This is a genomic window from Pseudomonas sp. BMS12, assembly GCF_001592875.1.
GTDB lineage: Bacteria > Pseudomonadota > Gammaproteobacteria > Pseudomonadales > Pseudomonadaceae > Aquipseudomonas.
On sequence record NZ_LSOF01000012.1, the window covers coordinates 108,765 to 130,048 of the forward strand.

The window sequence follows — 21,284 nt, forward strand, 5'->3', positions numbered from 1 at the left end:
CGATCACGGCGTCTTCCAGTTCGATGGTGAAGTAGTGCTCCTGGGTACCGGTGGAGGAGGTGCGGTACCACTCCAGGCGGCACTTGTTCAGGCGCTCACCGGAAGTCAGCGAGTTGAAGATCAGCGGCGAGGACTTGTCGAACACCTTGGTGATCATCAGCGGCTTGTGTACGCGCTGGCCGGTCGGCTGGCCGGACTGCGGATCACGCGGGATGATGACCTGGTGGTTGAAAGCCTGAACCAGGATCTGATCCTCGTGACCTTCCTGGAAGATGTTGCCGACCGAGTCCTCGGTGAAGGTGCCGGCGGTGATCAGGCCTTGTTTGGTGCCTTCGAGGGACAGATACGCGGGTGTTGGCATGGTGCTCTCCTTGCTTTGCGACGAGGACCGGAAAGGTCCGGGAGCCATCAGGAGTACAAGGGGCGTGCCAAGCTGTGCCGGGCCAGTATTTACGTGGGCTGCAGCGGAGCCTGGCACTGCACGAGACAAACCCTGTGCGGCTGGTCACGAAAGGTTGCGCAACAACTGGCGCAGGGCTGTGCAGAGGCTTGCGCAAAGTGATGAAGGGCCCGCTGAGTGGGCGTTGGCGAGTGGTGCGTCGGTATTTCTGGGGATGGGCTGCGCAGGAAGTGGCGCAGTTGCGGGTACGGGGAGCTTGGATAGCCGCGATGAGGCTGCTGCAGAGCATCGCGGCTGAAGCCGCTTGCGTTAGCTCAGAGCCTTAGCCTTTTAGGCGAGAGCAGTAGGGGCAGGCTGGTCAGCCGCAGTGCTGAGCACGAGCGAGAGCTTATTCCGCTCCTGCAATACCTCTGGCACCCAAGCCCGAACAGTTGATCGAGCTACCAAGCGGGCTCCAGGCAGTGCCATGAGTCCCTTCGCCAGTGTGGGAAACAGTCAAGGTAGCTCTGGCAGCCCGCCTGCGAGCCCTACTCATCCGCGTCAATGCCATGCTGTGTGACGGGGCTCCTTGGCGGCCGGGCTGCAGATGAACAAGAAAGCTGCTCTCTAGGGGATGCAAAGTCCCCTGTCAGTCGGCGCGCCGCTGTTCGTCCGATTTGGGATGAGTGCGCCGCCAGGTGTCCAGCTGGATCACCTTGTCGTCAGTCTGGGCCTGGGCCTCGAAAGGATGGGCCTGCAGCTCAATCCTTCCGGGCCGCTGGCCGAACATCTGTACGCTGCCGCGCAGGCGCTGTTCGCCGGTGACGGTGAACTCGAAGTCGTAGAGGCGCGCCAGGCGTCTGCGCCCCTGGCTGTCGCGCACCAGGGCCAGGCGGCGCAAGGCGACGTTGCCGTCGAGCAGTTCGACATCCAGGCGCGCGCAGTGCTGCTTGGCCAGCAGCAGGGCTCGCTCGCGAATGCCATGGCCGCGCCACAGCCAGGCGCATGCGGTGGCAAAAAGCATCAACAGCAGTACATCGAACAGGTCGATCATCACAATTCCCCGGCTTCTGGGTGAAGCTTAACCGATTCGTCACGGCGCGCTTGAGCCGGTTGGGCAACTTGGTTAGGGTCGCGCTCGGCATCTACTCACAGCGAAAAGGACTTCAGCATGCACTGCCCCGCCTGTCGTACGACCCAGCTCAAACCCACCAAGCTCGACGACGGCTTGCTGGCCCACGGGTGTGAACAATGTTCCGGCGCGCTGGTGGCGCTGCTCTATTACCGCGACTGGGCCGAGCGCGCTGCCCCGGTTGCCGAGAGCGAGACGGCACTACAGGCCGAGCCGGCCAGCGATACCCAGCAGGCGCTGACCTGCCCCAAGTGCGCCAAGCTGATGAGCAAGTTCCAGATCAGCGGCGCCCACGGCAACCGCCTGGATCTGTGCACCTCCTGCGACGAGGCCTGGCTGGACGGCGGCGAATGGCAGCTGCTCAAGGCCCTGGAGCTGAGCCAGCGCATGCCGGCGATCTTCAGCGAGGCCTGGCAACGCAAGGTGCGCCAGGAGGCTGCCGAGGCGGCACGGCGCGAGCGCTTCAGCCGCATCGCCGGCGCCGAGGCCATCGCCCGCGCCGACGAGGTTCGCGCCTGGCTCAAGGAGCACCCGCAGCGCCGCGAGCTGTTGCATTACATCGGCCACGAATGAGTTGCCTATGAAGACCTGGCCGATCATCCTCCTCGGCAGCCTGGTGGCGCTGGGCGCCGGTGCCTGGCAGTGGGCGCAGGACGAGCCGCTGGCGCCGCAGGCCGCCGCCTGGCTGCAGTCGCCGGCGGCAACGCCGGACAGCTTCGCCTACTACCAGCTGCTCGGCCTGGATGCTCCGGCCGGGAAAGACCCGCTGGTGGTGGGCCGCCAGCTGTTGCAGGTCCATCGGCAATGGCGGGCGCAGCATGGCTTCAGCGAACCCATGGTCAATGACGAGGGTGAACGCATCGCTCTGCCCGGCCAGGCGCTGTGTGCCTTCGGCGAGCCTGACTGCCTGCCGCGTCTGCGTCAGGATCGCGCCGCGTTGGCCGAGCTGCTGGCGCGCCATTCCGAACTGTTGCAGCGCTACGACAAGCTGCTGGCGTTGAGCGACTACCGGACCCTGGCCGAGCCGAGCATGGACGAGCCATTGGCCAACTTCACCAGCCTGCGGCAAGCCAATCTCCTGCGCGCGGCCCAGGCCCTGGCGCTGGCCGAAGACGGACGGGGTGCCGAGGCCCTGGCTCTGCTGCAACTGGACGCCTATCTGCTGCGCGGCTGGCTGGCGCGGGCCGACAACCTGATCCTGAAGATGGTGCTGGTGCGTCTGCAGGGCAACGACCTGGAGGCCATCGCCGCGTTGTATGGCGCCGGCCTGCTGCCGCACCCCGCAAAGCTGCCGGCGCTAAGCGAAGAGGAACGCTCGCTGGCGCCGGCCATGCGGCGCGAGTTCGCCCTGGTCGGCGCCGGTTTGCTGAACCTGGTGGATAACCCGCAGCTCGTCGCCGAACTGGGTGTGCACAGCTGGCAACTGCGCTGGTTGTACAAACCGCAGATGACGCTCAACGACAGCCTGCCGGCCTATCTGCGAGTGGCCGACAACTCGCGTCTCGATGCCCAGGCCTTCGCGCGTACGCTGGCCGAGCCGGCCCCTAGCGAGCCGAGTCCGTGGCGCCGCGTACGCAATCCGGTGGGCGTGATCCTGAGCCAAGTGGCGATTCCCGACTTCAACCGCTACCTGGCCCGCCTGCACGACCTGAATGCCAAGCTGGCCCTGTTCAATGCCTTGGGGCAGAGCGAGCCTGATGTGGACAACCCCTACCAGACGGGGCCCAAGGCGAGCTGGAACGCGAAGCGCCAGGCCTACTGTTTCAGCGGCCCGCTGAAGGATGAACAGGGCCTGCGCTGCCTGCCCTGGACGCCACCGCCGCCGCGATAACGGCTATGCTTGCCGGCGGGGCGCGTTGGCGCCCTTCCTTTAGCGAATCGGATAGCCGTCCTTGCCGTCGACCCGCCACCTACACAGCACCGCGCGCCTGGCCCTGTTGGCCATGTTCCTGCTGCTGGCCGCGCCGCTGTTGTCCCAGGGCCTGGCCCAGGCGCAGGCGGGCGGTGTGCCGACCTGGCTGGACGAGTTGGCCTGCGGCGATGCGGCGCCGGCCCACCACGGTAGTCAGCCGCTGTGGGCCAAGTGCGGCTACTGCACCCTGCTGCTATCTAGCCCGGCCCTGCCCGGTGCCCTGGTCGATCTTGGCGGTGTCGCGGATGCCCTGGCCGTCGCCATGTCGCTGCCGCTGGCCGGCACATTCATGCGTCGGCTTGCCCCTCACGATGCGCCGCCGCGCGCGCCGCCGCAGCTCCTGGCCTGATCGTTTTTCCAGTGCGGGGCCGCAGAGCCCCCCTCGATCTGACCATTGCGGAGTATTCACCGTGAGCAAGCCCAAGGTTTCCTTCTACAACCTGGCCTGGCGCTGGCACTTCTATGCCGGCCTGTTCGTCATCCCCTTCCTGATCATGCTGGCGCTGACCGGCATCGTTTACCTGTTCAAGCCGCAGCTCGATCAGCTGATGTACCCCGAACTGCTCAGCGTGCAGCCGGCTGGCACGCCGCTGTCCGCCGATCAGCAACTGGCTCACCTGCAACAGGCCTTGCCGCAGGCGCAGGTGAGCAAGTACCTACCTCCAGTCAATACCGAGAGCAGCGCACAATTCGTCGCGACGCTGGATGGCCGGTCGACCAACCTGTTCGTCGACCCCTATAGCGGCGCGTTGCTCGGCGAGCAGGATGCAGCCGACAACCTGCAGGCCATCGCCCGCGCCCTGCACGGCGAGCTGCTGATCGGCACCGTCGGCGACCGCCTGATCGAGCTGGCCGCCGGCTGGGGCATCGTCCTGGTGGTGTCCGGCCTGTACCTCTGGTGGCCGCGCGGGCAGGGCGGCGCCGGTGTGCTGTGGCCACGCCTGAGCGCGCGCGGGCGCCTGTTGTGGCGCGACCTGCATGCGGTGAGTGGTTTCTGGGGCAGCGCCCTGCTGCTGTTCATGCTGCTCACCGGCATGACCTGGACCGGCTTCTGGGGCGCGCAGTTCGCCGGCACCTGGAACCATTTCCCCGCCGCCATGTGGGACGACGTGCCGCAATCGGATGTGCAGGCGCGCAGCCTCAACAGCGCAGCGGTGCAGACCGTGGCCTGGGCGGTGGAGAACACGCCGCTGCCGGCGTCCGACCCGCATGCCGCGCACAACGGCCATGTCACGTCGAGCGAGATGGCGCCGGCTGGGCGCATCGGCCTGCAGCAGGTGGTCGACACGGCCAGTCGTCTCGGCGTGCAGCCGGGCTACAGCATCAGCCTGCCGAAGGATGAGCAAGGCGTGTTCACCGTCGCCCTGTTCGCCGACGACCCGCGCAATGACGCCACCCTGCACCTGGATCAGTACAACGGTCAGGTGCTGGCGGATATCCGCTGGGCCGACTACGGCCTGGTGGCGCGTACGGTGGAGAGCGGGGCGATGCTGCACGAGGGCAAGATGTTCGGCCTGGCCAACCAGCTGCTGATGCTCGGCGTGTGCCTGCTGATTCTTTTGGGCGCGGTCAGTGGTCTGGTGATGTGGTGGAAGCGCCGTCCGGCGGGCCGTTTCGGTGTGCCGCCGCTGCGCCACGCCCTGCCGTTGTGGAAGGGCGGGGTGGCGATCATGTTCGGCCTGGGCCTGCTGTTCCCGCTGGTCGGTGCTTCGCTGCTGCTGATGCTGTTGCTCGATTGGCTCGGCCAGCGCCTGGCCCGGCGTGGGGCCGAGCCAGTCGCGGGCTGAACCCGAGGCTCAGCCTTCGGCGTCGAGGGACTGGTAGCGGCGCACTAGTTCCTCGCGGATCTCGCGGCGGCGCTGGGCCTGGCGGAAGCGCCGCTGCTCGTCCGGCGTCTGCGGTTGCAGTGGCGGCACGGGGATGGGCTGGCGCTGATCGTCCATCGCCACCATGGTGAAGAAGCAGCTGTTGGTGTGGCGTACCGAGCGTTCGCGGATGTTCTCGGTGACCACCTTGATGCCGATCTCCATCGAGGTGCGCCCGGTGTAGTTGACCGAGGCGAGGAAGGTGACCAGCTCGCCGACATGCACCGGCTCACGGAAGATCACCTGATCCACCGACAGGGTCACCACATAGCAGCCGGCGTAGCGCGCGGCGCAGGCATAGGCCACCTCGTCGAGGTACTTGAGTAGCGTGCCGCCGTGCACATTGCCGGAAAAGTTGGCCATGTCCGGAGTCATCAGGACGGTCATCGACAGGGTGTTGTTGGCAAAATCCATGGTTGTCTCATAGGCAGTTTTTAGGGCGCTGGCGTTGCAGTTCCTGCGGGGTCTGCTTGTTGTTATAGGTGCTGCCTGTTTACTTCGCGTTGCCAGCGGGGAAACACCATGCAATTTCGCGACCTGGCGAAAAGCCGGTGTTCGGGAGGTTGTTGACGTTGCCTGCGCCCCGTTTCGGCACGTATTGCACGCTTATGCGTCAGGAAAAGGCAGTGGAGGGAGGTACGGCGCGTCGGCGAACGGCGTTATCCGTCCTGCGCAGGGCTGCAGAACTGCAGCCGGAAGGATGAAGCGGGGCAGGGTGGGTAAGGGCGCGGCCTTACCCACCGGCAAATGAATCAGGCGTGGGTCAGGTACCAGCGCCAGTCCTGCTCGCCGACCTCGCCGACGAACTGGCGGAATTCTTCCCACTTGATCGCCAGGAAGATCTTCAGGAAGTCCTCGCCCAGGGCCTCCTTGGCCCAGGCAGACTGTTCCAGGTTGCGCAGCGCGGTGAGCCAGTCGGTCGGCAGGGTTTCGCGGGCCTGCTCGTAGCCGTTGCCGATGATCTCCTCGCCCGGATCGATCTGCTCGCGAATGCCTTTGTGGATACCCGCCAGGATCGCGGCGGCGGCCAGGTAGGGGTTGGCGTCGGCGCCGCAGATGCGGTGCTCGACGTGGCGGCTCTTGGCCGGGCCGCCCGGTACGCGGAACGACACGGTGCGGTTGTTGACACCCCAGCTTTTGGCCAGCGGCGCGTAGCTGTTGGCCTGGAAGCGCCGGTAGGAGTTGGCGTTGGGGCAGAAGATCGCCAGCGCGTCGTTGAGCGTGGCCATCATGCCGCCGATGGCGTGCTTGAGCAGCGGGGTGCCGTGCGGGTCTTCCGAAGCCATCAGGTTGTTGCCCTGCTCATCGGCCAGCGACACATGCATATGCAGACCGCTGCCGGCCTGATCGCCGAACGGCTTGGCCATAAAGCAGGCAATGAGGCCATGTTTGTTGGCCACGCCCTTGACCAGGCGCTTGTAGCGGATGCCTTCATCGACCGCCTGCAGCGCGTCGAAGCGGTGCTCCAGGGTCAGCTCCAGCTGGCCGGGAGCGTACTCGGAAATCGCCGTGCGCACTGGCAGGCCCTGGGCCTCGCAGGCGGCATACAGGTCGTCGAGGAAGGCCTGCTGTTGCTCCAGCTCCAGCACGCCGTACACCTGCGGCGCCTGCGGTCGCGCGCCATTGCCCTGCAACGCCGGCTGCGGGCGGCCGTTGGCGTCGCGCTGTTTATCCAGCAGGTAGAACTCCAGCTCCACCGCCATTACCGGGTGGTAGCCGTCTGCTTTCAGCCTGTCGATGGCACGGGCCAGCACATGGCGCGGATCACCGGGGCTGGCCGGCAGTCCCTGGGTCGGGTGCATGCTCACCTGCACCTGGCCGGTGGGCGTGGCGCGCCAGGGTTGCAGGGTCAGGCTGCCGGGCAGCGGGTAGGTCCAGCAGTCGGCATCGGCGACTTCCCAGACCAGGCCGCTGGCCTCGACGTCCTCGCCCTGGATGGTCAGCGAGAGGATGGAGCTGGGCAGCGGACGGCCATTTTCGAAGATCGGCAGCAGCTCATCGCGGTGCAGCAGCTTGCCGCGCGGGATGCCGTTGGCGTCGATCAGCATCAGCTCGATCAAGCGCACGTCGGGGTGTTGTTCGAGGAAGTCGCGGGCTTCCTGGGGGTTGGCGAATTGCATGGTGGTGTCCTTGCTTCTGTTCCCCTCTCCCCTGGGGAGAGGGGCTAGGGGTGAGGGCGGTTCAGGCGACGCTGGGCGGCATGGGGCGAGTCGAACCGCCCTCATCCGCCCTTCGGGCACCTTCTCCCGAGGGGAGAAGGGTAGTCAGAGCCTTGCGCCGGGGATGGCCAGCAGCTCGGTGATGGCCTGGTCGAGCACGCCGATCAGCTTGTCCACATCGGCCTCAGTGGTGCTCGGGCAGCACAGGGTCATGTTGTGGAACGGGGTGATCAGGATGCCGCGGTTGATCAGGTACAGGTGGATGGCCATCTGCAGCTCATCGTGGAAGGCCGCTTCGGCCTCGGCGCCGGTCTTCGGCGACACCGGGCAGAACTGGAACTCGCTGCGCGCGCCCAGTTCGGTCACCGACCACTTGAGGTCGTGCTTGTTGATCAGGCTGCGGAAACCATCGGCCAGGCGCTTGGCCAGCGGCAGCATGTGGTCGTAGGCCGCCGGGGTCATCACCTGTTCCAGGTTGGCGCGCATGCAGTGCATGGCCAGGGCGTTGGCCGACAGGGTGGTGCCCATGCCGCTGTGGCCGTGACCATGGCTGTTCTCGCTGGCACGTTGGCGCGCGGCGCTCATCGCCTCGGCCATCTCGGCGCTGCAGCCGAAGATGCCGCAGGGCACGCCGCCGGCGATCGGCTTGCCGACCACGAAGAAGTCCGGGTCGAGGTTCCACAGTTTGGTGCAGCCGCCGATGTCGGTGGAAATGGTGTGGGTCTCGTCGATGATCAGCAGGCTGCCGTACTTGCGCGTCAGCTCGCGGCACTTTTGCATGAAGCCCGGCTCGGGCAGGACCATGCCGATGTTGGTCATCGCCGGCTCGCAGAGCAGGGCGCAGACGTCGCCCTGGGCCAGCGCCGCTTCCAGTGCCGCGACATCGTTGAACGGGATCGAGCGGCTGTACTGGGTCAGGTCGTAGGCCTGGCCGACCAGGCCGGAGCGCGGCACGGTCTCGCCGTCGCGGTAGCGCACCATCACGTCGTCGACGGTGCCGTGGTAGCAGCCGTCGAACACCAGCAGGGTCTTGCGCTGGGTGATCTCGCGCGCCCAGCGCAGCACATAGCGGTTGGAGTCGGTGGCGGTGGCGGTGACCTGCCAGAACGGCAGGCCGAAGCGTGCGGCCAGCAGCTCGCCGCAGACCACGGCGTCCTCGCCCGGCAGCATGGTGGTCAGGCCGTTGTTGCCCTGTTCGGCGATGGCCTTGGCGATCGGATCCGGCGAGTGGCCGAACATGGTGCCGGTGTCGCCCAGGCAGAAGTCGATGTGCTCGTGGCCGTCGACGTCATAGAAACGCGCGCCCTTGGCGCGTTCGACGAACAGCGGCACCGGGGTCGACCAGTCGGCCATCCAGTGCATCGGCACGCCACCGTACAGGGAGTTGCGCGCGCGCTCGGCGAGCGCCACGGACTTCGGATTGCGGGCCAGGAACAGTTCGCGCTCGCGGGCGAAGAAGGTTTCCACGGCGGAAGGGCTGATACCACTGGCAGTCATGTTGCACACCTCGTTCGAATTTCTGCACATGCTATTTTGTGATCACAAAAATGGCAATAGATGCATTTATCTGTGATTGGAGATAGATTTGAACCACTTTTGTGATCACAAGGATCAAGCCGGATGCAGTTCAACGAACAGGTGGCACTGATCAGCGGCGCGGGCAGCGAGAGCGGCATCGGCATGGCCATTGCCCGGCGCCTGGGCCAGGCCGGTGCCCGCGTGCTGGTGACGGCCAGCAGTGCGCGCATCGAACAGCGGGTCGCCGAGCTGTGCGCTGCAGGTATTGAAGCACGTGGTTACGCCGCCGACCTGACCGATGAGCGCCAGGTCGCCGCGCTGGTGGCCTGGGCCGAGGCCCAGTGGGGGCGCATCGACATTCTGGTGAACAACGCCGGCATGGCCATGCAGGGCAGCCCGGAGCCGTTCGCCGAACTGGCGGACATGGATCTGGCCACCTGGAACCTGTCCATCGCGCGCAACCTGGGCACGGCCTTCCTGCTGACCCGTGGCGTGCTGCCGGGCATGCGTGCGCGTGGCTACGGGCGCATCGTCAATATCAGCTCCACCACCGGCACGCGTGGCAGCAATCCCGGCGAGGCGGCCTACAGCGCGGCCAAGGCGGGGATGCTCGGGTTGTCCATGGGCCTGGCGTTGGAAGTAGCCAAACAGGGCATCACGGTCAACAGCGTGGCGCCGGGCTGGATCGCCACGGGCTCCTCAACCGAGGAAGAGAAGCATGCCGCCGAATACACCCCGCTCGGCCGTGCCGGGCGTCCGGAAGAAGTAGCGGCGGCGGTGGCCTTTCTCGCCTCGCGCGAGGCCAGCTATATCACCGGCGAGGTCCTCGTCGTGGATGGCGGTAATTGCCTGATAGAGAACAAGACGCCGTGAGCCATTAGAATCCCCCTGCGCCGCTCTGGAGCGGCCTTTTTAAGCCAAAGGAATCCTTCATGCGCAATTGCTCGCTGACCCTCGCTCAACTCCCTGCACCACCGCTTAAAGGGTGACTGACGATGGCCGACAATCTGCAGGAACAGCTCTACCAACGAATTCGTGAAGGCCTGCTGGCCGGGCGTTTCCAGCCTGGCCAGCGGCTGAAGATCCGCGACCTCGCCGCCGAGTGGGGCACCAGCCCGATGCCGGTGCGCGCCGCGCTGCAGCGCCTGGTCGCCGAGGGCGCACTGGAAGGCGAGCCGCAGCGCTCGGTGCGGGTGCCGGCGATGACTCGCGAGCGCTACCAGAACATCTTCCAGGTACGTCTGGGTCTGGAGGGCCTGGCCGTGGAGCTGGCCACTCCGAACCTGAAAGCCGCCGACCTGGCCGAGCTGCGTGACTGCGTGGCGCGCATGGACGTGGCCATCGAGCAGCGCGACGTGCAGGCCTACCTGGACGCCAACAGCCAGTTCCACCTGCAGTTGTATGGCGCCTGCGGCAACCCGGTGCTGCTGCGCTCGATCGAATCGCTGTGGCTGCAAATCGGCCCGTTCTTCAATCGCCTGTTCACCGGCGCCGACCTGTCGCTGCGCCTCAACGACTTCCACGAGGAAGCCTTCGCCGCCATCGAGGCCGGTGACGCCAAGGCCGCGCGCCAGGCCATGGAGCAGGACCTGCTCTACTTCGCGCGTTTCCTGCTCAACCTGCTGGAGCTGGAAAGCGCGCCGGGGCGGCGGGCGCAGCCGGCGGTCAGTCCGCCGGCGTAGTGGGCTGCCGGTACGAAGGTTTTTCCTGGCATACACTGAAACGACTTTTCGCACCCGGGGCAATCGATGCAGGACTACAGCCAGCAGCGCTTTCTGATCGTTGACGACTTCAACGACTTCCTCAGCTCGGTCAAGGCCATGCTGCGCGAGATGGGTGCGCGTGACGTGGATACCGCCAACCGTGGCGAGGAAGCCATCGCCATGTGCCGGCAGAAGCGCTACGACATCATCCTCCACGACTACAACCTGGGCGCCGGCAAGAACGGCCAGCAGGTACTGGAGGAATTGCTCACCCTGCGTCTGATCAGCCATCAGTGCATCTTCGTCATGGTTACCGCCGAAAGCAGCCAGGCCATGGTGCTCAGCGCCCTGGAGCACGAACCGGATGCCTACCTGACCAAGCCCTTCAACCGCGCCAGCCTGGCCCAGCGCCTGGACAAGCTGATGGAGCGCAAGAGCCTGCTGCGGCCGGTGTTGCAGGCGCTGGACAAGCGCATTCCCGCCGAGGTCCTGAGTGCCTGCGAGCGCCTGGCGCAGCAGGACAAGCGCCTGCTGCCGCTGTGCCAGCGCTACAGGGCCGGAGCCTTGCGCGAACTGGGCCGCGACGAGGAGCTCGAGCGCCTGCTCAATGCCGTGCTGGCCGAGCGGGCGATTCCCTGGGCCTACCAGGCACTCGGTGGCCTGCTGCTGCGCCGCGGCGAGCACGAGCATGCCCGCCAGCTGTACGAGAAGGCGCTGCAAGCCTTTCCCATGCAGCCGGGGTTGTACGACGGCCTGGCCGCCGTGCTGGCCGCCCAGGGCGAGGGCAAACGCGCGCAGGGCGTATTGGAAGATGCGGTGCGTCTGTCGCCGCTGGCCATCCGCCGGCAGGCGCAACTGGGCAAGCTGGCCATGGACAATCAGGACTTTCAGAGCGCCAGCAAGGCTTATCGCAGCGCGGTGGAGCAGGGTCGCAACTCGCGCTTCAAGACCCCGGACAGCTATCTCGGCCTGAGCCAGGCGCTGCTGTCCGAGTCCGGCGACGAGCCGCTGGACAAGCGCGCCCAGGCCGAGATCAACCAGGCCCTGGCCGAACTGGACAGCCACTACGCCGAGGATCGCGCGGTGCGGGTGCGCAGCCGCCTGATGCAGGCCAACACGGCGCAGAAGAACGGCGACAAAGCACGCGCTGCCGAACTGGCCGGGCAGGCCGCGGCGGAGCTGGATAGCCTGGGCGAATTCTTTTCCGCCGAAGCCGCGCTGAGCGTGGCCGCGCAGCTGCAAGCGCTCGGCCAGCAGGAGGCCAGTCAGCAACTGCTGAAGAGCTGCGTGGAAATCTACGGCGACGATGCCAACGTGCTGCGCGGGGTGGCTCGGCTGACCGACGATCCAGCCATCCTCGGCGGCGCCAAGGAGGCGGTGGAGCTCAATCGCCAGGGCGTGCGCGCCTATCAGCTGGGGCGCGCCACCGATGCCCTGGAGCTGTTCCGCCGGGCCCTGGTACTGCAACCGAAGAACATCAGCATCGCGCTCAATGTCGCCCAGTCGCTCTTGCGCCTGGGGGGTGAGCAGCTGGGCGGCGACGCTCAGACCGAATGCCGCGCCTGCCTCGACGCGGTGAGCATGATCCCCGCCAGCGACCCGCGTTACGAGCGCTACCAGCAGCTGCGCCAGCGAGCGTTCGGCGCATGAGTGGGCTGGATATCGCCACCGTCATCGCCTCCACCGTGCACGACATGAAGAATTCCCTGGCCCTGCTCGGCCAGTCCCATGCGCGCTGGTTGGCGCAGTTGCCGGTCGAGCTGCAGGGCGGTGCCGAGCGCGGGGTGATCGAGTACGAGTTCGCCCGCCTCAACGGCATGCTGGTGCAGCTGCTCGGCCTATACAAACTGGGGGTCAATCAGCTGCCGCTGCACCCGGGCCACCATGAGCTGGACGACTTCATCGGTGCCCAGCTGGCACGTCACCAGGATGTGCTCGAAAGCCGTGGCATTGCCGCCCGGGGCGAGGTGGAGAGCTTTGACCTGATGGGTTTCTTCGACCAGGAGCTGATTGGCTCGGTGCTGGCCAATGTCATCGCCAATTCCATCCGCTACGCCCGTAGCGCCCTGCTGATCAGCGCGCGCGAAGAGGGCGGCGAACTGCTGCTATGCGTCAACGACGATGGTGCCGGCTACCCGCAGGCGATGATCGAGCAGCAGGGCGACTATATCCTCGGCCTCAACCAGAGCAGCGGCAGTACCGGTCTGGGCCTGTACTTCGCCGCGCGCATCGCCGAACTGCACCGCAATGGCGAGCGCTGCGGGCGCATCGAGCTGGGCAATGGCGGGCCGCTGGGCGGTGGCGAGTTTCGTATCTATCTGCCTTGAGTCTGCGAGATTGCTGACAATGGCCGCAGATGGCCGCGCTATCTCGAAAAATAACCAGCTTATCCCTACCTATCCCCAATCGATATAAAGCCTCGGCAGCCATCGGCTAGGGTGGCTCATGTAAGCGTATTTCCTGTTTGCCAGGCCAACACGGAGCATGGAAGCGGTCGGCAGTAGCCGTGCTCGTAGAACAAGAACAACACGAGGAACTGCCCCATGAAGTCAGTCTTACTGGCGTGCTGCAGCATTGTCCTGTCGTTCGCCCTGAATACCCCGGCCCATGCCGAGCTGGGCGATTACGGGTTCTGGAAGACCCTGCTCAACCTGGCCTCGCCGCCGACGGCGGACAACAAGGTCACGCCGGCCCAGGGCGTCGGCCCCTATCCCTTGCTGAACAATCCGGCGGGCTTCGATTCCGGCTTCAAGCCCAACGCCTACTACGCCTGGCAGACCGTGCAGCTGGCGCCGCAGACCGGCGCGGTGTGCGGCAACGGGTCGCCCTACAAGTTCTTCGTCAACCGGGTGCCGAACACCAGCAACACCATCATCTACCTGGAAGGCGGTGGCGCCTGCTGGGACTACGCCAGCTGCACCGGGCAGAGCGGCATCCGTGGCGCGCGCAACCCGGATGGCATCCCCGATGACTACATGAGCCTGCTCAACCCCGGCGCCAGCCTGGTCAGCCCGCTGGTGGTGCGTCTGCACCCCTGGACGCGGACCAAGACGCAGAACTGGAACATGATCTATGTGCCCTATTGCACCGGTGACATCTACTCCGGCGACAAGGTCGCGGTGTACAACGACCCGCAGAACCAGCAGGCGCCGCTGATCTGGCATCACAACGGCCTGCGCAACATGCGCGCGGTGGTGGCCTGGCTGAAGAACAACCTGCAGCGCCCGGCGCAGATGCTCACCACCGGGTGCAGCGCTGGCGGCGCCGGCAGCCTGACCAACTACGGGCCGACCCGCCAGGACATGGCGCCGACCCGCAGCTTCCTGCTCGACGACTCCGGGCCGGTGTTCAGTGCGCCGCCGGGCAGCGACACCGCGCAGTACCCGTCGCGTCCTCTGCAGGACTTCATCCGCGTGGCCTGGGGCCTGAACGAGAGTCCGTTGCCTTATCTCCAGACTCGCGTGCCCGGCTTCGACAGTAATGACCTGGGCAGCTTGTATCCGGCGCTGGCGAGCAACCTGTCGGGCGACCGCATGGGCCATACCCACTTCTGGCAGGACCTCAACTACTCGGCCTATTCCTACGAGCGCTTCTACCCGGAGATCATCAACGCCCCGGACGCGGCCACCAAGGAGGCGCTGATTCACGCCAAATGGGCGGTGGACACGGGCCGTCTGCGCGACCAGTTGGCCAACCTGGACAATGTCGGCGGTTATTTCCCGCAGTACCGGGCGGTCAATGAAAGCCATTGCACCAGCATCATCGAGTTCGCCAACTCCGACATCCAGGAGCAGAACCTGCAGCTCGACGACTTCGTCAACAACCTGCTCGACGGCAGCGGGGCGGTGTTGTCCGCCTCGGAAAGCAGTGATGCCGCCGACCGGGCCAAGCCGTTCAACCTGCTGTACTACATCCTCGACCAGTTGCTCTGAGGGGCTGAGCGCTCTAGCCGCGAAAGAGGGCCATATCCGGGCTCTTTCGCGGCTAAAGCCGCTCCCACAAGGCGCGTTGTGCGCGGGTGGCCAGGCCAAGGTGGATGTCTATCAAGGCGTGCTTCAGTAAGCGGGGCGGGCCGCAGGGCTACTGATACGCCTGCTCCCGCGCCTCCTGCAGGCGCTGGCGCAGGTACTGGTCGCGGCTCAGGCCGTCGGGAATGCTGCCCATGCTCAGCACCTCGTCGACGATGCGCTTCTCGTCAGCCTTGTACTGGCTGAAGCGGGCGTCGGGTGCCTTGCGTTGCGCCTCGCGCTGCTGGCTGAGCGCCTGGTAGCGCGCCACCAACTGATCCGCACGGGCCTTCTGGGTTTCCTCGTCGCCACCTTCGGCCTGGGCCAGGCCCAGCTGCAGCAGCAGTGCCTCGCTCAGCGCCAGTTCGGCGGCTGCCTCGCGTCGGTCGATCTCCTCGGCCAGGGCCTTGGCCTGGCGCTGGCGCTCTTTTGCGTCGAGTTCGGCGGCCTTCTGCAGAAAGTCCTGGTAGTCAGCGGCGAAGCGCAGGCGGGCCTGGTAATTCTGCACCGCGGGGCTGACCAGCAATTGCTGACGCGCATCGGGGCTGCTGTCTGGCGCGCTGGCAGTCGACGGCGGGGTCTGCTGCGTGTCGGTGCTGTTGCTGGCCGCACTGGGCAGCGGCGCGGGGTCATTCAGGCTGGCGTAGCCGAGCCAGGCGCCGCCTGCGCCGGCGGCGAGCGCGGCCAGTAGCAAGCGGAAACGGTGATTGGCCATGGGGCGGCGTCCTGTGCTGCTCAGGCTTGCCAGTTAAGCTCAGGCTCGGCGTGGCTTCCAGGCTGGCGGCTCATTGCTCCAGCCAGACGTCGCGCACCCAGTGCCAAACCGAGTCCCAGCTTTCGTCGGTCAGTTCGCCCTCGCCGCCGTCCCACAACACCACCTGGCCCTCCACATCCACGGCGTAGTAGTCGCGACCGTCCTGGCACAGCGGCACCAGGTCACGCGGCAGGCCGAGGTCCCAGGCCACCGAGGCGACTTCCGGCAGATAGGTGTGCGATTGCGGGTCTGTGGCGGTGACCGGTTCCAGGCGGCCGTAGACCACGTCGCTGACCTTGAGCAGGAACTCGCGCAGCTCGAAGGGCAGGTGGATCAGGATCTGCTCCTGGATCTCCACCAGGGTTTCCTCGTCCGGCAGCTCCAGGGGCACCGGCACCGGCTCGTTGAGTTCGCGCAGTTGTTCGATGACTTCTTCCATGGGGTGCTCCTGGCAAGGTGGGATGCGGCGGTGAAGCTCGCCGGCGGGAGGCGCGTTTTACCCTGTTGTTGCGCAGGGCTCAACCAAAGGTGTTGCAGCGCTGTACCTTGGCCCTTGCCAGCACCTGGCCGGCGCCGTCATACAGCCAGCCCTGGGCCTTGTACTGCAGCGGGCGGGCCTCGATACGGTAGCGCTGGCCGGCGGCGAAGTCGGCGTAACTGAAGCGCAGGTGACAGGTCATGGTGACCGGCTCGCTGCTGAAGTCACTGCCGCCACCGCCCCCCGGCACTTCGAACTGGAAGCGTACGTCGAGGTCATGGGCGCCGGGGCTGACCTGGAAGTAGCGGCCGTCATCCCAGTACTTATCGTCCAGGCGGTGGGCCATCAGGGTGTAACCGGCGCGGATCTGCATGTCGACCCAGGCCTGTTGCGGGTCGGGTTGCGGCAGTGGGCTGGCGCAGGCACCGAGGGCCAGCAGGGTGAGCATGAGTGGCAGGCGCATGGCGGTGTTCCTCCGGGCAGAGTGGCCAGCATAGCGCCGATCAGACGGCGCCGCAGCGCCCCTCGCGGGCCTTGGCCAGGGTGTTGCCCTGGGCATCGCGCAGCTTGGCCCAGGGGCGGAAGCCACGACTGCCGGCGACCAGCCAGTAGCGCTGGCCGGCGCTGAAGCCGGCGTACTCCAGATGCAGCAGGCAGGTGCGCGGCAGCACCTGGCCCGGCGTGCCGACGTTGTCGGCGGCCACCTCGAAGTGCAGGCGTACCTGCAACTGGTGATGCTCGGGCGACAGCTGCACATAGTCGGCATCGCCCAGGTCGTGGCCGTCCACCTGGGCAAAGCCCAGCTGCTGACCTTTGCCAGGCTGCAGGTCGACCCAGGCCATGTTGGGGTCATGGCGCAGCCACAGCTGGGCGCAGCCGGAGAGGGTCAGTAGCAGGCAGAACAGCAGCATGGGGCGCATGGTGGTTTCCTTATCCTGGGCATCGACAAGACCGGGCGTTCTGCCTAGTCTCGCGGCATGCCCATCGCCCTACTCGACCGCTGCCCGCGACTGCTGGTTCCGCTGCTGCTCGGCCTGCTGCTGAACGGTTGTGCCAGCCTCGATTACTACACCCAGCTCGGGCGAGGCCAGCTGGCCCTGCTGGCGGCGCGCGAACCGGTGGACAAGCTGCTTGCCGACCCGGCGCGTGATCCCGAACTCAGGCGCCGCCTGGCCCTGGCCCAGCAGGCGCGGGATTTCGCCAGCCGCGCGCTGCACCTGCCGGACAATCGCAGCTATCGCCTGTATGCCGACTTGGGGCGGCCCTATGTGGTGTGGAATGTGTTCGCCACCCCCGAGCTGTCGCTGGCGCCGCTGACCCACTGTTTCCCCATTGCCGGCTGCGTGGCCTATCGCGGCTTCTACCAGCAGGGGCGTGCCCGCGGCGCCGCCGCCCTGCTGCAGGGCGAGGGCCTGGACACCTATGTCGCCGGCATCGAGGCCTATTCCACCCTGGGCTGGTTCGACGACCCCATCCTCAACACCATGCTGCACTGGGGCGACGAGCGCCTGGCTGCGTTGATCTTCCACGAGCTGGCGCATCAGCAGCTGTACGTGGCCGACGACACTGTCTTCAACGAGTCCTTCGCCAGCTTCGTCGAACATGAGGGGGCCCGTCAGTGGCGCGCGGCCCGTGGCCTGGCGCCGCTGGATGCCGGCGCAGAGCGCCAGCGCCGGCAGTTCACCGAGCTGATCCTGGCCAGCCGCGCGCGTCTGCAGGCGCTGTACGAAAGCCCGGCCAGCGATGCGGAAAAGCGCCAAGGCAAGGCCGCCGAGTTCGCCCGCCTGCGGCTGGACTACGCTGCACTGCGCGACAGCCAGTGGCAGGGCGACCGGCGTTACGATGCCTGGATCGCTGCGCCACTGAACAATGCCCGGCTGCTGCCCTTCGGTCTCTATGACCAGTGGCTGGACGCGTTCGCCGCGCTGTTCGCGCAGGTCGAGGGTGACTGGCCGGCGTTCTATCGGCGCGCTGCCGATCTGGGCGCACTGCCGGCGGCCGAGCGTGAACGGGCGCTACGGGCCCTGGCCGGGCAGGGCTAGAACTGCCGCCGATGGCGAGCGGTCAGATGAAACGTGGGGAATCTGGAGGTGAATGATGAAACTGTGGATAACCCTGCTGCTGGCCAGCCTGTCGAGTGGCCTGGCCATGGCCGCGCCCAAGCCCTGTGAGGAGTTGAAGCAGGAGATCGAGGTGAAGATCCAGGCCGCCGGCGTCGCCAGCTACACCCTGGAGATCGTGCCGAACGCCGAGGTCGAAGACCCCGGCATGGTGGTCGGCAGCTGCGACGGTGGCAGCAAGAAGATCATCTACCAGCGCAACGACTAGCCGAAGGCCTGGGCCAGTTCCGCCAGGCTGGCGAAGTAGTAGGCCGGTGCCTCGCCCAGCAGCTCTTCGCGGCTGCCGAAGCCGTAGCCCACGCCGGCTGCGTGCAGGCCGTTGCGGTGGGCGCCGATCAGGTCGTGCTTGCGGTCGCCGATCATCAGGCAGTCCGCCGGGTCCAGGTCTTCTTCCTGCAGCAGGTGGGCGATCAGCTCGACCTTGTCGGTGCGCGTGCCGTCCAGTTCGCTGCCGTAGATCACCTTGAAGTGCCGGTCGAAGCCGAAGTGGCGGGCAATCTCGCGGGCGAACACGGTCGGCTTGCTGGTAGCGATGTACAGGGTGCGACCCTGGTCGACCAGGCGAGCAAGCAGGGCGTCAATGCCGTCGAACGCGTGGTTCTCGTACAGGCCGGTGACCTTGAAACGCTCGCGGTAGTGGTTCACGGCCTGCCAGCCTTGTTCTTCGCTGAGCTGGTAGGTCTGCATGAAGCACTGCAGCAGCGGCGGGCCGATGAAGTGCTCCAGCGCCGCCAGGTCGGGTTCGTGGATATCCAGCTGGGCCAGCGCATGCTGCACCGAGCGGGTGATGCCCTCGCGCGGGTCGGTCAGGGTGCCGTCGAGGTCGAAGAGCAGGGTGCCGTAGTGCATGTCGTTTACTCGCCGTCGTAGCCTTCGGCCAGGTGCAGGTCTTTCAGTTTCACGTAGTTGGCTGCGCTGTAGCTGAAGAAGGCACGTTCCTTGTCGGTCAGGGCGCGGGCCTGCTTCACCGGGCTGCCGACGTACAGGTAGCCGCTCTGCAGCACCTTGCCCGGCGGCACCAGGGAGCCAGCGCCGATCACCACCTCGTCTTCCACCACGGCGCCGTCCATCACGATGCTGCCCATGCCGACCAGGATGCGGTTGCCCAGGGTGCAGCCGTGCAGGGTGACGTTGTGGCCGATGGTCACTTCGTCGCCGATCAGCAGCGGGTAGCCGTCCGGGTTGAAGGGCCCGGCGTGGGTGATGTGCAGCACGCTGCCGTCCTGCACGCTGCTGCGCGCGCCGATGCGGATGCGGTGCATGTCGCCGCGCACCACGGCCATCGGCCACACCGAGGCGTCCTCGCCCAGCACTACGTCGCCGATCACCACGGCGCTGGCGTCGACGAAGGCGCGCGGGCCCAGTTGCGGGGTGATCTGTTGATAGGTGCGAATGCTCACCGCGACTCTCCTCGATTGACTAGGCTCGGAATTGTAACCGCCACCGTCCGCCGCCCGATGATGGCACAGCGCCATTTCGACTGGCAGAATCCGCTCACGCTCCGCAGCAGTTCGCCGGAGTGATAATGACAACCGCCAACCAGGCGGGAGGGTTGCTGATGTATCGCCTGTTGAAGCCCGGCCTGAGCTTGCCGTGGTGGTTGATCGTACTGGGTCTGTTGGCCGGCATGGCCCGCGCTGAACCGCTGGTGCTGGAGGGGGCGATCCTCGACGGTGGCAATCTGTCCGCCCACCTGCAGTTGCTGGAAGACCCGCAGGGCAGCCTGACGCTGGAGCAGGTGCAGGGCATGACCTTCCAGCCCAATATGGCCAATTCGGCTAATTTCGGCTTCAGCTCGTCGGCCTGGTGGGTGCGCCTGACGCTGGACAACCCTTACGACCGCCATCAGGAAGTGCTGCTGCGCCAGGACTATCCGCTGATCGACTGGCTGGAGTTCTGGGCCCCGGACGCGCAGGGCGCCTGGCAGGTACGCCGTACCGGCGATCGCACGCCGTTCGCCAGCCGCGAGGTGCAGCACCGTGACTTCATCTTCGTCGTCGATCTGCCGGCGCACAGCCAGCGTACCTACTACCTGCGCTACGCCTCCGGCGGGCCGGTCAATATCGCCCTCAGCCTCTATTCGCCGCAGGCGCTCATCGAGCGTATCAGCCTGGAGCAGCTGGCCTATGGCTGCTACTACGGCGGCTTCCTGGCGCTGGTGCTGTACAACCTGTTCATGTTCCTCGCCGTGCGCGACCGCGCCTTCCTGTTCTACCTGCTGTATGTCAGCTGTTATGGCCTGTACATGGCGGTGCATAACGGTCTGACCTACCAGTTTCTCTGGCCGCACAATCCGGCTCTGGCCAACGACAGCCTATTGCTGCTGCTCGGTCTGTCGCTGTTCGGTGGGCTGAAGTTCACCCGCACCATTCTCGCGACCCGCCGCCTGGCGCCGCGCCTGGACCTGCTCGGTCGTGCCCTGCAGGCACTGTGTCTGCTGCTGCTGCTGGCCATCCCGTTGTTCAGTTATGCCCAGCTGATCCAGCCCTACTCCTATCTCACCCTGGTGGTCACCCTGCAGTTGCTGCTGCTGGGTATCGCCGCCTTCGTCGCCGGCAGCCGGCCGGCGCGCTACTACCTGCTGGCCTGGACGGCTCTGCTGGTGGGCGTCACCGTCTACATGCTGAAGACCTTCGGCTGGCTGCCGCACAACTGGATGACGCAGAACGCCTTCCAGCTCGGCTCGCTGATCGAGATGCTGCTGTTGTCCCTGGCGCTCGGTGCGCGCGTGCGTGACCTGCACCACGACAGCTATCGCGACGCGCTCACCGGGCTGGCCAACCGCCGCCAGTTCGACGAGCGCATGCGCGAGCATTGCCAGCAGTACCGCGAACATGGTCAGCCGCTGAGCCTGCTGTTGCTGGATATCGACCACTTCAAGCGTTTCAACGACGAGTTCGGTCACCAGGCCGGCGACCGCGTGCTGCAGGAGGTGGCGCGGCTGCTGCAACTCGAGGTGCGCCGGCCCTATACCGCCTGCCGCTACGGCGGCGAAGAGTTCGCCGTGATCATGCCGGATGCCAGGGGAGAGGCCGCCGAGGTACTCGCCGAGCGTCTGCGCCGCGAACTGCGGCGGGCCAGTCGCAGTGATGCGCCGCTGACCCTGAGTATCGGCATCGCCAGCCTGGACGAAGGTCGGTTCGACTCCCCCGAGCAGCTGTTCGCCGCCGCCGACAGCGCGCTGTACGCGGCCAAGAGCGGCGGGCGCGACCGGGTGATGCACTGGCAGGCGGCGGACTGAGGAGCATTCGGCGTAG

23 protein-coding genes are annotated in these 21,284 nt (G+C 66.4%); 12 read left to right on the forward strand and 11 right to left on the reverse strand.

Annotated features, from left to right (window positions below):
• Window positions 1-361, reverse strand: a 361-nt coding sequence (locus AYB31_RS11790; RefSeq protein WP_068829006.1) for an Hcp family type VI secretion system effector, incomplete at its 3' end; no start/stop codon positions are given.
• Window positions 362-1,028: 667 nt separating this feature from the next.
• Window positions 1,029-1,433 (reverse strand): DUF3301 domain-containing protein, encoded by a 405-nt coding sequence (locus tag AYB31_RS11795; protein WP_068828848.1) that lies wholly within the window; start codon window positions 1,431-1,433, stop codon window positions 1,029-1,031.
• A gap of 117 nt (window positions 1,434-1,550) precedes the next feature.
• Here AYB31_RS11795 and AYB31_RS11800 point away from each other — a divergent pair, with 117 nt between their 5' ends.
• The 4 genes from AYB31_RS11800 to AYB31_RS11815 all read left to right on the forward strand — a co-directional run bounded on the left by AYB31_RS11800 (window position 1,551) and on the right by AYB31_RS11815 (window position 5,210).
• A complete protein-coding gene (locus tag AYB31_RS11800; protein WP_068828850.1) occupies window positions 1,551-2,084 on the forward strand; it encodes a TFIIB-type zinc ribbon-containing protein in 534 nt (177 codons plus the stop codon).
• Between the two features lie 7 nt (window positions 2,085-2,091).
• Entirely contained in the window at window positions 2,092-3,342 is a 1,251-nt protein-coding gene (locus AYB31_RS11805) for a hypothetical protein (RefSeq protein ID WP_068828851.1), read from the forward strand.
• A 61-nt stretch (window positions 3,343-3,403) separates the two neighbouring features.
• Window positions 3,404-3,772, forward strand: a complete 369-nt coding sequence (locus tag AYB31_RS11810; RefSeq protein ID WP_236715544.1) for a DUF2946 family protein — start codon at window positions 3,404-3,406, stop codon at window positions 3,770-3,772.
• A gap of 61 nt (window positions 3,773-3,833) precedes the next feature.
• Entirely contained in the window at window positions 3,834-5,210 is a 1,377-nt protein-coding gene (locus AYB31_RS11815; RefSeq protein WP_068828853.1) for a PepSY-associated TM helix domain-containing protein, read from the forward strand.
• 9 nt (window positions 5,211-5,219) lie between these two features.
• On the opposite strand, the gene AYB31_RS11820 is transcribed toward AYB31_RS11815, so the two are convergent.
• The 3 genes from AYB31_RS11820 to AYB31_RS11830 all read right to left on the reverse strand — a co-directional run bounded on the left by AYB31_RS11820 (window position 5,220) and on the right by AYB31_RS11830 (window position 8,944).
• Window positions 5,220-5,702 (reverse strand): acyl-CoA thioesterase, encoded by a 483-nt coding sequence (locus AYB31_RS11820; protein WP_068828855.1) that lies wholly within the window; start codon window positions 5,700-5,702, stop codon window positions 5,220-5,222.
• A 338-nt stretch (window positions 5,703-6,040) separates the two neighbouring features.
• On the reverse strand, window positions 6,041-7,408 hold the full coding sequence (locus AYB31_RS11825; RefSeq protein ID WP_068828857.1) for a glutamine synthetase family protein: 1,368 nt from the start codon (window positions 7,406-7,408) through the stop codon (window positions 6,041-6,043).
• Between the two features lie 144 nt (window positions 7,409-7,552).
• The gene (locus AYB31_RS11830; RefSeq protein WP_068828860.1) at window positions 7,553-8,944 is read right to left on the reverse strand and encodes an aspartate aminotransferase family protein; all 1,392 of its coding nucleotides are present in this window, start codon (window positions 8,942-8,944) and stop codon (window positions 7,553-7,555) included.
• Window positions 8,945-9,067: 123 nt separating this feature from the next.
• Here AYB31_RS11830 and AYB31_RS11835 point away from each other — a divergent pair, with 123 nt between their 5' ends.
• From AYB31_RS11835 to AYB31_RS11855, 5 genes are all read left to right on the forward strand, one after another.
• Entirely contained in the window at window positions 9,068-9,838 is a 771-nt protein-coding gene (locus AYB31_RS11835; protein WP_068828861.1) for an SDR family NAD(P)-dependent oxidoreductase, read from the forward strand.
• Between the two features lie 122 nt (window positions 9,839-9,960).
• Window positions 9,961-10,647 carry a GntR family transcriptional regulator gene (locus AYB31_RS11840; protein ID WP_068828863.1) on the forward strand — a complete coding sequence of 229 codons (687 nt, stop codon included), beginning with the start codon at window positions 9,961-9,963 and terminating at the stop codon, window positions 10,645-10,647.
• A gap of 66 nt (window positions 10,648-10,713) precedes the next feature.
• Window positions 10,714-12,318, forward strand: a complete 1,605-nt coding sequence (locus tag AYB31_RS11845; RefSeq protein ID WP_068828865.1) for a response regulator — start codon at window positions 10,714-10,716, stop codon at window positions 12,316-12,318.
• A complete protein-coding gene (locus tag AYB31_RS11850) occupies window positions 12,315-12,995 on the forward strand; it encodes a sensor histidine kinase (protein WP_068828866.1) in 681 nt (226 codons plus the stop codon). Before AYB31_RS11845 ends, AYB31_RS11850 begins: the two co-directional genes overlap by 4 nt.
• A gap of 216 nt (window positions 12,996-13,211) precedes the next feature.
• On the forward strand, window positions 13,212-14,600 hold the full coding sequence (locus AYB31_RS11855) for a pectin acetylesterase-family hydrolase (protein WP_068828868.1): 1,389 nt from the start codon (window positions 13,212-13,214) through the stop codon (window positions 14,598-14,600).
• 148 nt (window positions 14,601-14,748) lie between these two features.
• Here the strand turns inward: AYB31_RS11855 and AYB31_RS11860 are convergent, their stop codons facing one another.
• From AYB31_RS11860 to AYB31_RS11875, 4 genes are all read right to left on the reverse strand, one after another.
• Window positions 14,749-15,390 carry a hypothetical protein gene (locus AYB31_RS11860; protein WP_068828869.1) on the reverse strand — a complete coding sequence of 214 codons (642 nt, stop codon included), beginning with the start codon at window positions 15,388-15,390 and terminating at the stop codon, window positions 14,749-14,751.
• 70 nt (window positions 15,391-15,460) lie between these two features.
• Window positions 15,461-15,868 carry an SMI1/KNR4 family protein gene (locus tag AYB31_RS11865; protein ID WP_068828871.1) on the reverse strand — a complete coding sequence of 136 codons (408 nt, stop codon included), beginning with the start codon at window positions 15,866-15,868 and terminating at the stop codon, window positions 15,461-15,463.
• Window positions 15,869-15,947: 79 nt separating this feature from the next.
• Complete coding sequence (locus AYB31_RS11870; protein ID WP_068828872.1) at window positions 15,948-16,370, reverse strand: PA0061/PA0062 family lipoprotein; 423 nt, start codon at window positions 16,368-16,370, stop codon at window positions 15,948-15,950.
• Between the two features lie 40 nt (window positions 16,371-16,410).
• A complete protein-coding gene (locus tag AYB31_RS11875) occupies window positions 16,411-16,827 on the reverse strand; it encodes a PA0061/PA0062 family lipoprotein (protein ID WP_068828874.1) in 417 nt (138 codons plus the stop codon).
• Window positions 16,828-16,884: 57 nt separating this feature from the next.
• Here AYB31_RS11875 and AYB31_RS11880 point away from each other — a divergent pair, with 57 nt between their 5' ends.
• Both AYB31_RS11880 and AYB31_RS11885 read left to right on the forward strand, forming a co-directional pair.
• Window positions 16,885-17,949 carry an aminopeptidase gene (locus AYB31_RS11880; RefSeq protein WP_068828875.1) on the forward strand — a complete coding sequence of 355 codons (1,065 nt, stop codon included), beginning with the start codon at window positions 16,885-16,887 and terminating at the stop codon, window positions 17,947-17,949.
• A 55-nt stretch (window positions 17,950-18,004) separates the two neighbouring features.
• Window positions 18,005-18,235 (forward strand): DUF1161 domain-containing protein, encoded by a 231-nt coding sequence (locus AYB31_RS11885; RefSeq protein WP_236715545.1) that lies wholly within the window; start codon window positions 18,005-18,007, stop codon window positions 18,233-18,235.
• Here AYB31_RS11885 and AYB31_RS11890 read toward each other — a convergent pair.
• Together AYB31_RS11890 and AYB31_RS11895 are read right to left on the reverse strand one after the other, a co-directional pair.
• On the reverse strand, window positions 18,232-18,876 hold the full coding sequence (locus tag AYB31_RS11890) for an HAD family hydrolase (RefSeq protein WP_068828878.1): 645 nt from the start codon (window positions 18,874-18,876) through the stop codon (window positions 18,232-18,234). The two genes, AYB31_RS11885 and AYB31_RS11890, sit on opposite strands and share 4 nt — an antisense overlap.
• 5 nt (window positions 18,877-18,881) lie before the next feature.
• Entirely contained in the window at window positions 18,882-19,427 is a 546-nt protein-coding gene (locus tag AYB31_RS11895; protein WP_068828879.1) for a gamma carbonic anhydrase family protein, read from the reverse strand.
• A 125-nt stretch (window positions 19,428-19,552) separates the two neighbouring features.
• Here AYB31_RS11895 and AYB31_RS11900 point away from each other — a divergent pair, with 125 nt between their 5' ends.
• The gene (locus AYB31_RS11900) at window positions 19,553-21,268 is read left to right on the forward strand and encodes a diguanylate cyclase (RefSeq protein ID WP_082805283.1); all 1,716 of its coding nucleotides are present in this window, start codon (window positions 19,553-19,555) and stop codon (window positions 21,266-21,268) included.
• The last annotated feature ends 16 nt before the right edge of the window (window positions 21,269-21,284 follow it).

Coding starts and splice junctions, on each gene's coding strand:
- AYB31_RS11805 (WP_068828851.1), top strand. CDS start 2,092: ATGAAGACCTGGCCGATCATCCTCCTCGGCAGCCTGGTGGCGCTGGGC.
- AYB31_RS11820 (WP_068828855.1), bottom strand. CDS start 5,702: ATGGATTTTGCCAACAACACCCTGTCGATGACCGTCCTGATGACTCCG.
- AYB31_RS11900 (WP_082805283.1), top strand. CDS start 19,553: ATGACAACCGCCAACCAGGCGGGAGGGTTGCTGATGTATCGCCTGTTG.
- AYB31_RS11855 (WP_068828868.1), top strand. CDS start 13,212: ATGAAGTCAGTCTTACTGGCGTGCTGCAGCATTGTCCTGTCGTTCGCC.
- AYB31_RS11885 (WP_236715545.1), top strand. CDS start 18,005: ATGAAACTGTGGATAACCCTGCTGCTGGCCAGCCTGTCGAGTGGCCTG.
- AYB31_RS11850 (WP_068828866.1), top strand. CDS start 12,315: ATGAGTGGGCTGGATATCGCCACCGTCATCGCCTCCACCGTGCACGAC.
- AYB31_RS11800 (WP_068828850.1), top strand. CDS start 1,551: ATGCACTGCCCCGCCTGTCGTACGACCCAGCTCAAACCCACCAAGCTC.
- AYB31_RS11845 (WP_068828865.1), top strand. CDS start 10,714: ATGCAGGACTACAGCCAGCAGCGCTTTCTGATCGTTGACGACTTCAAC.
- AYB31_RS11880 (WP_068828875.1), top strand. CDS start 16,885: ATGCCCATCGCCCTACTCGACCGCTGCCCGCGACTGCTGGTTCCGCTG.
- AYB31_RS11865 (WP_068828871.1), bottom strand. CDS start 15,868: ATGGAAGAAGTCATCGAACAACTGCGCGAACTCAACGAGCCGGTGCCG.
- AYB31_RS11840 (WP_068828863.1), top strand. CDS start 9,961: ATGGCCGACAATCTGCAGGAACAGCTCTACCAACGAATTCGTGAAGGC.
- AYB31_RS11825 (WP_068828857.1), bottom strand. CDS start 7,408: ATGCAATTCGCCAACCCCCAGGAAGCCCGCGACTTCCTCGAACAACAC.
- AYB31_RS11860 (WP_068828869.1), bottom strand. CDS start 15,390: ATGGCCAATCACCGTTTCCGCTTGCTACTGGCCGCGCTCGCCGCCGGC.
- AYB31_RS11835 (WP_068828861.1), top strand. CDS start 9,068: ATGCAGTTCAACGAACAGGTGGCACTGATCAGCGGCGCGGGCAGCGAG.
- AYB31_RS11870 (WP_068828872.1), bottom strand. CDS start 16,370: ATGCGCCTGCCACTCATGCTCACCCTGCTGGCCCTCGGTGCCTGCGCC.
- AYB31_RS11890 (WP_068828878.1), bottom strand. CDS start 18,876: ATGCACTACGGCACCCTGCTCTTCGACCTCGACGGCACCCTGACCGAC.
- AYB31_RS11795 (WP_068828848.1), bottom strand. CDS start 1,433: ATGATCGACCTGTTCGATGTACTGCTGTTGATGCTTTTTGCCACCGCA.
- AYB31_RS11830 (WP_068828860.1), bottom strand. CDS start 8,944: ATGACTGCCAGTGGTATCAGCCCTTCCGCCGTGGAAACCTTCTTCGCC.
- AYB31_RS11875 (WP_068828874.1), bottom strand. CDS start 16,827: ATGCGCCCCATGCTGCTGTTCTGCCTGCTACTGACCCTCTCCGGCTGC.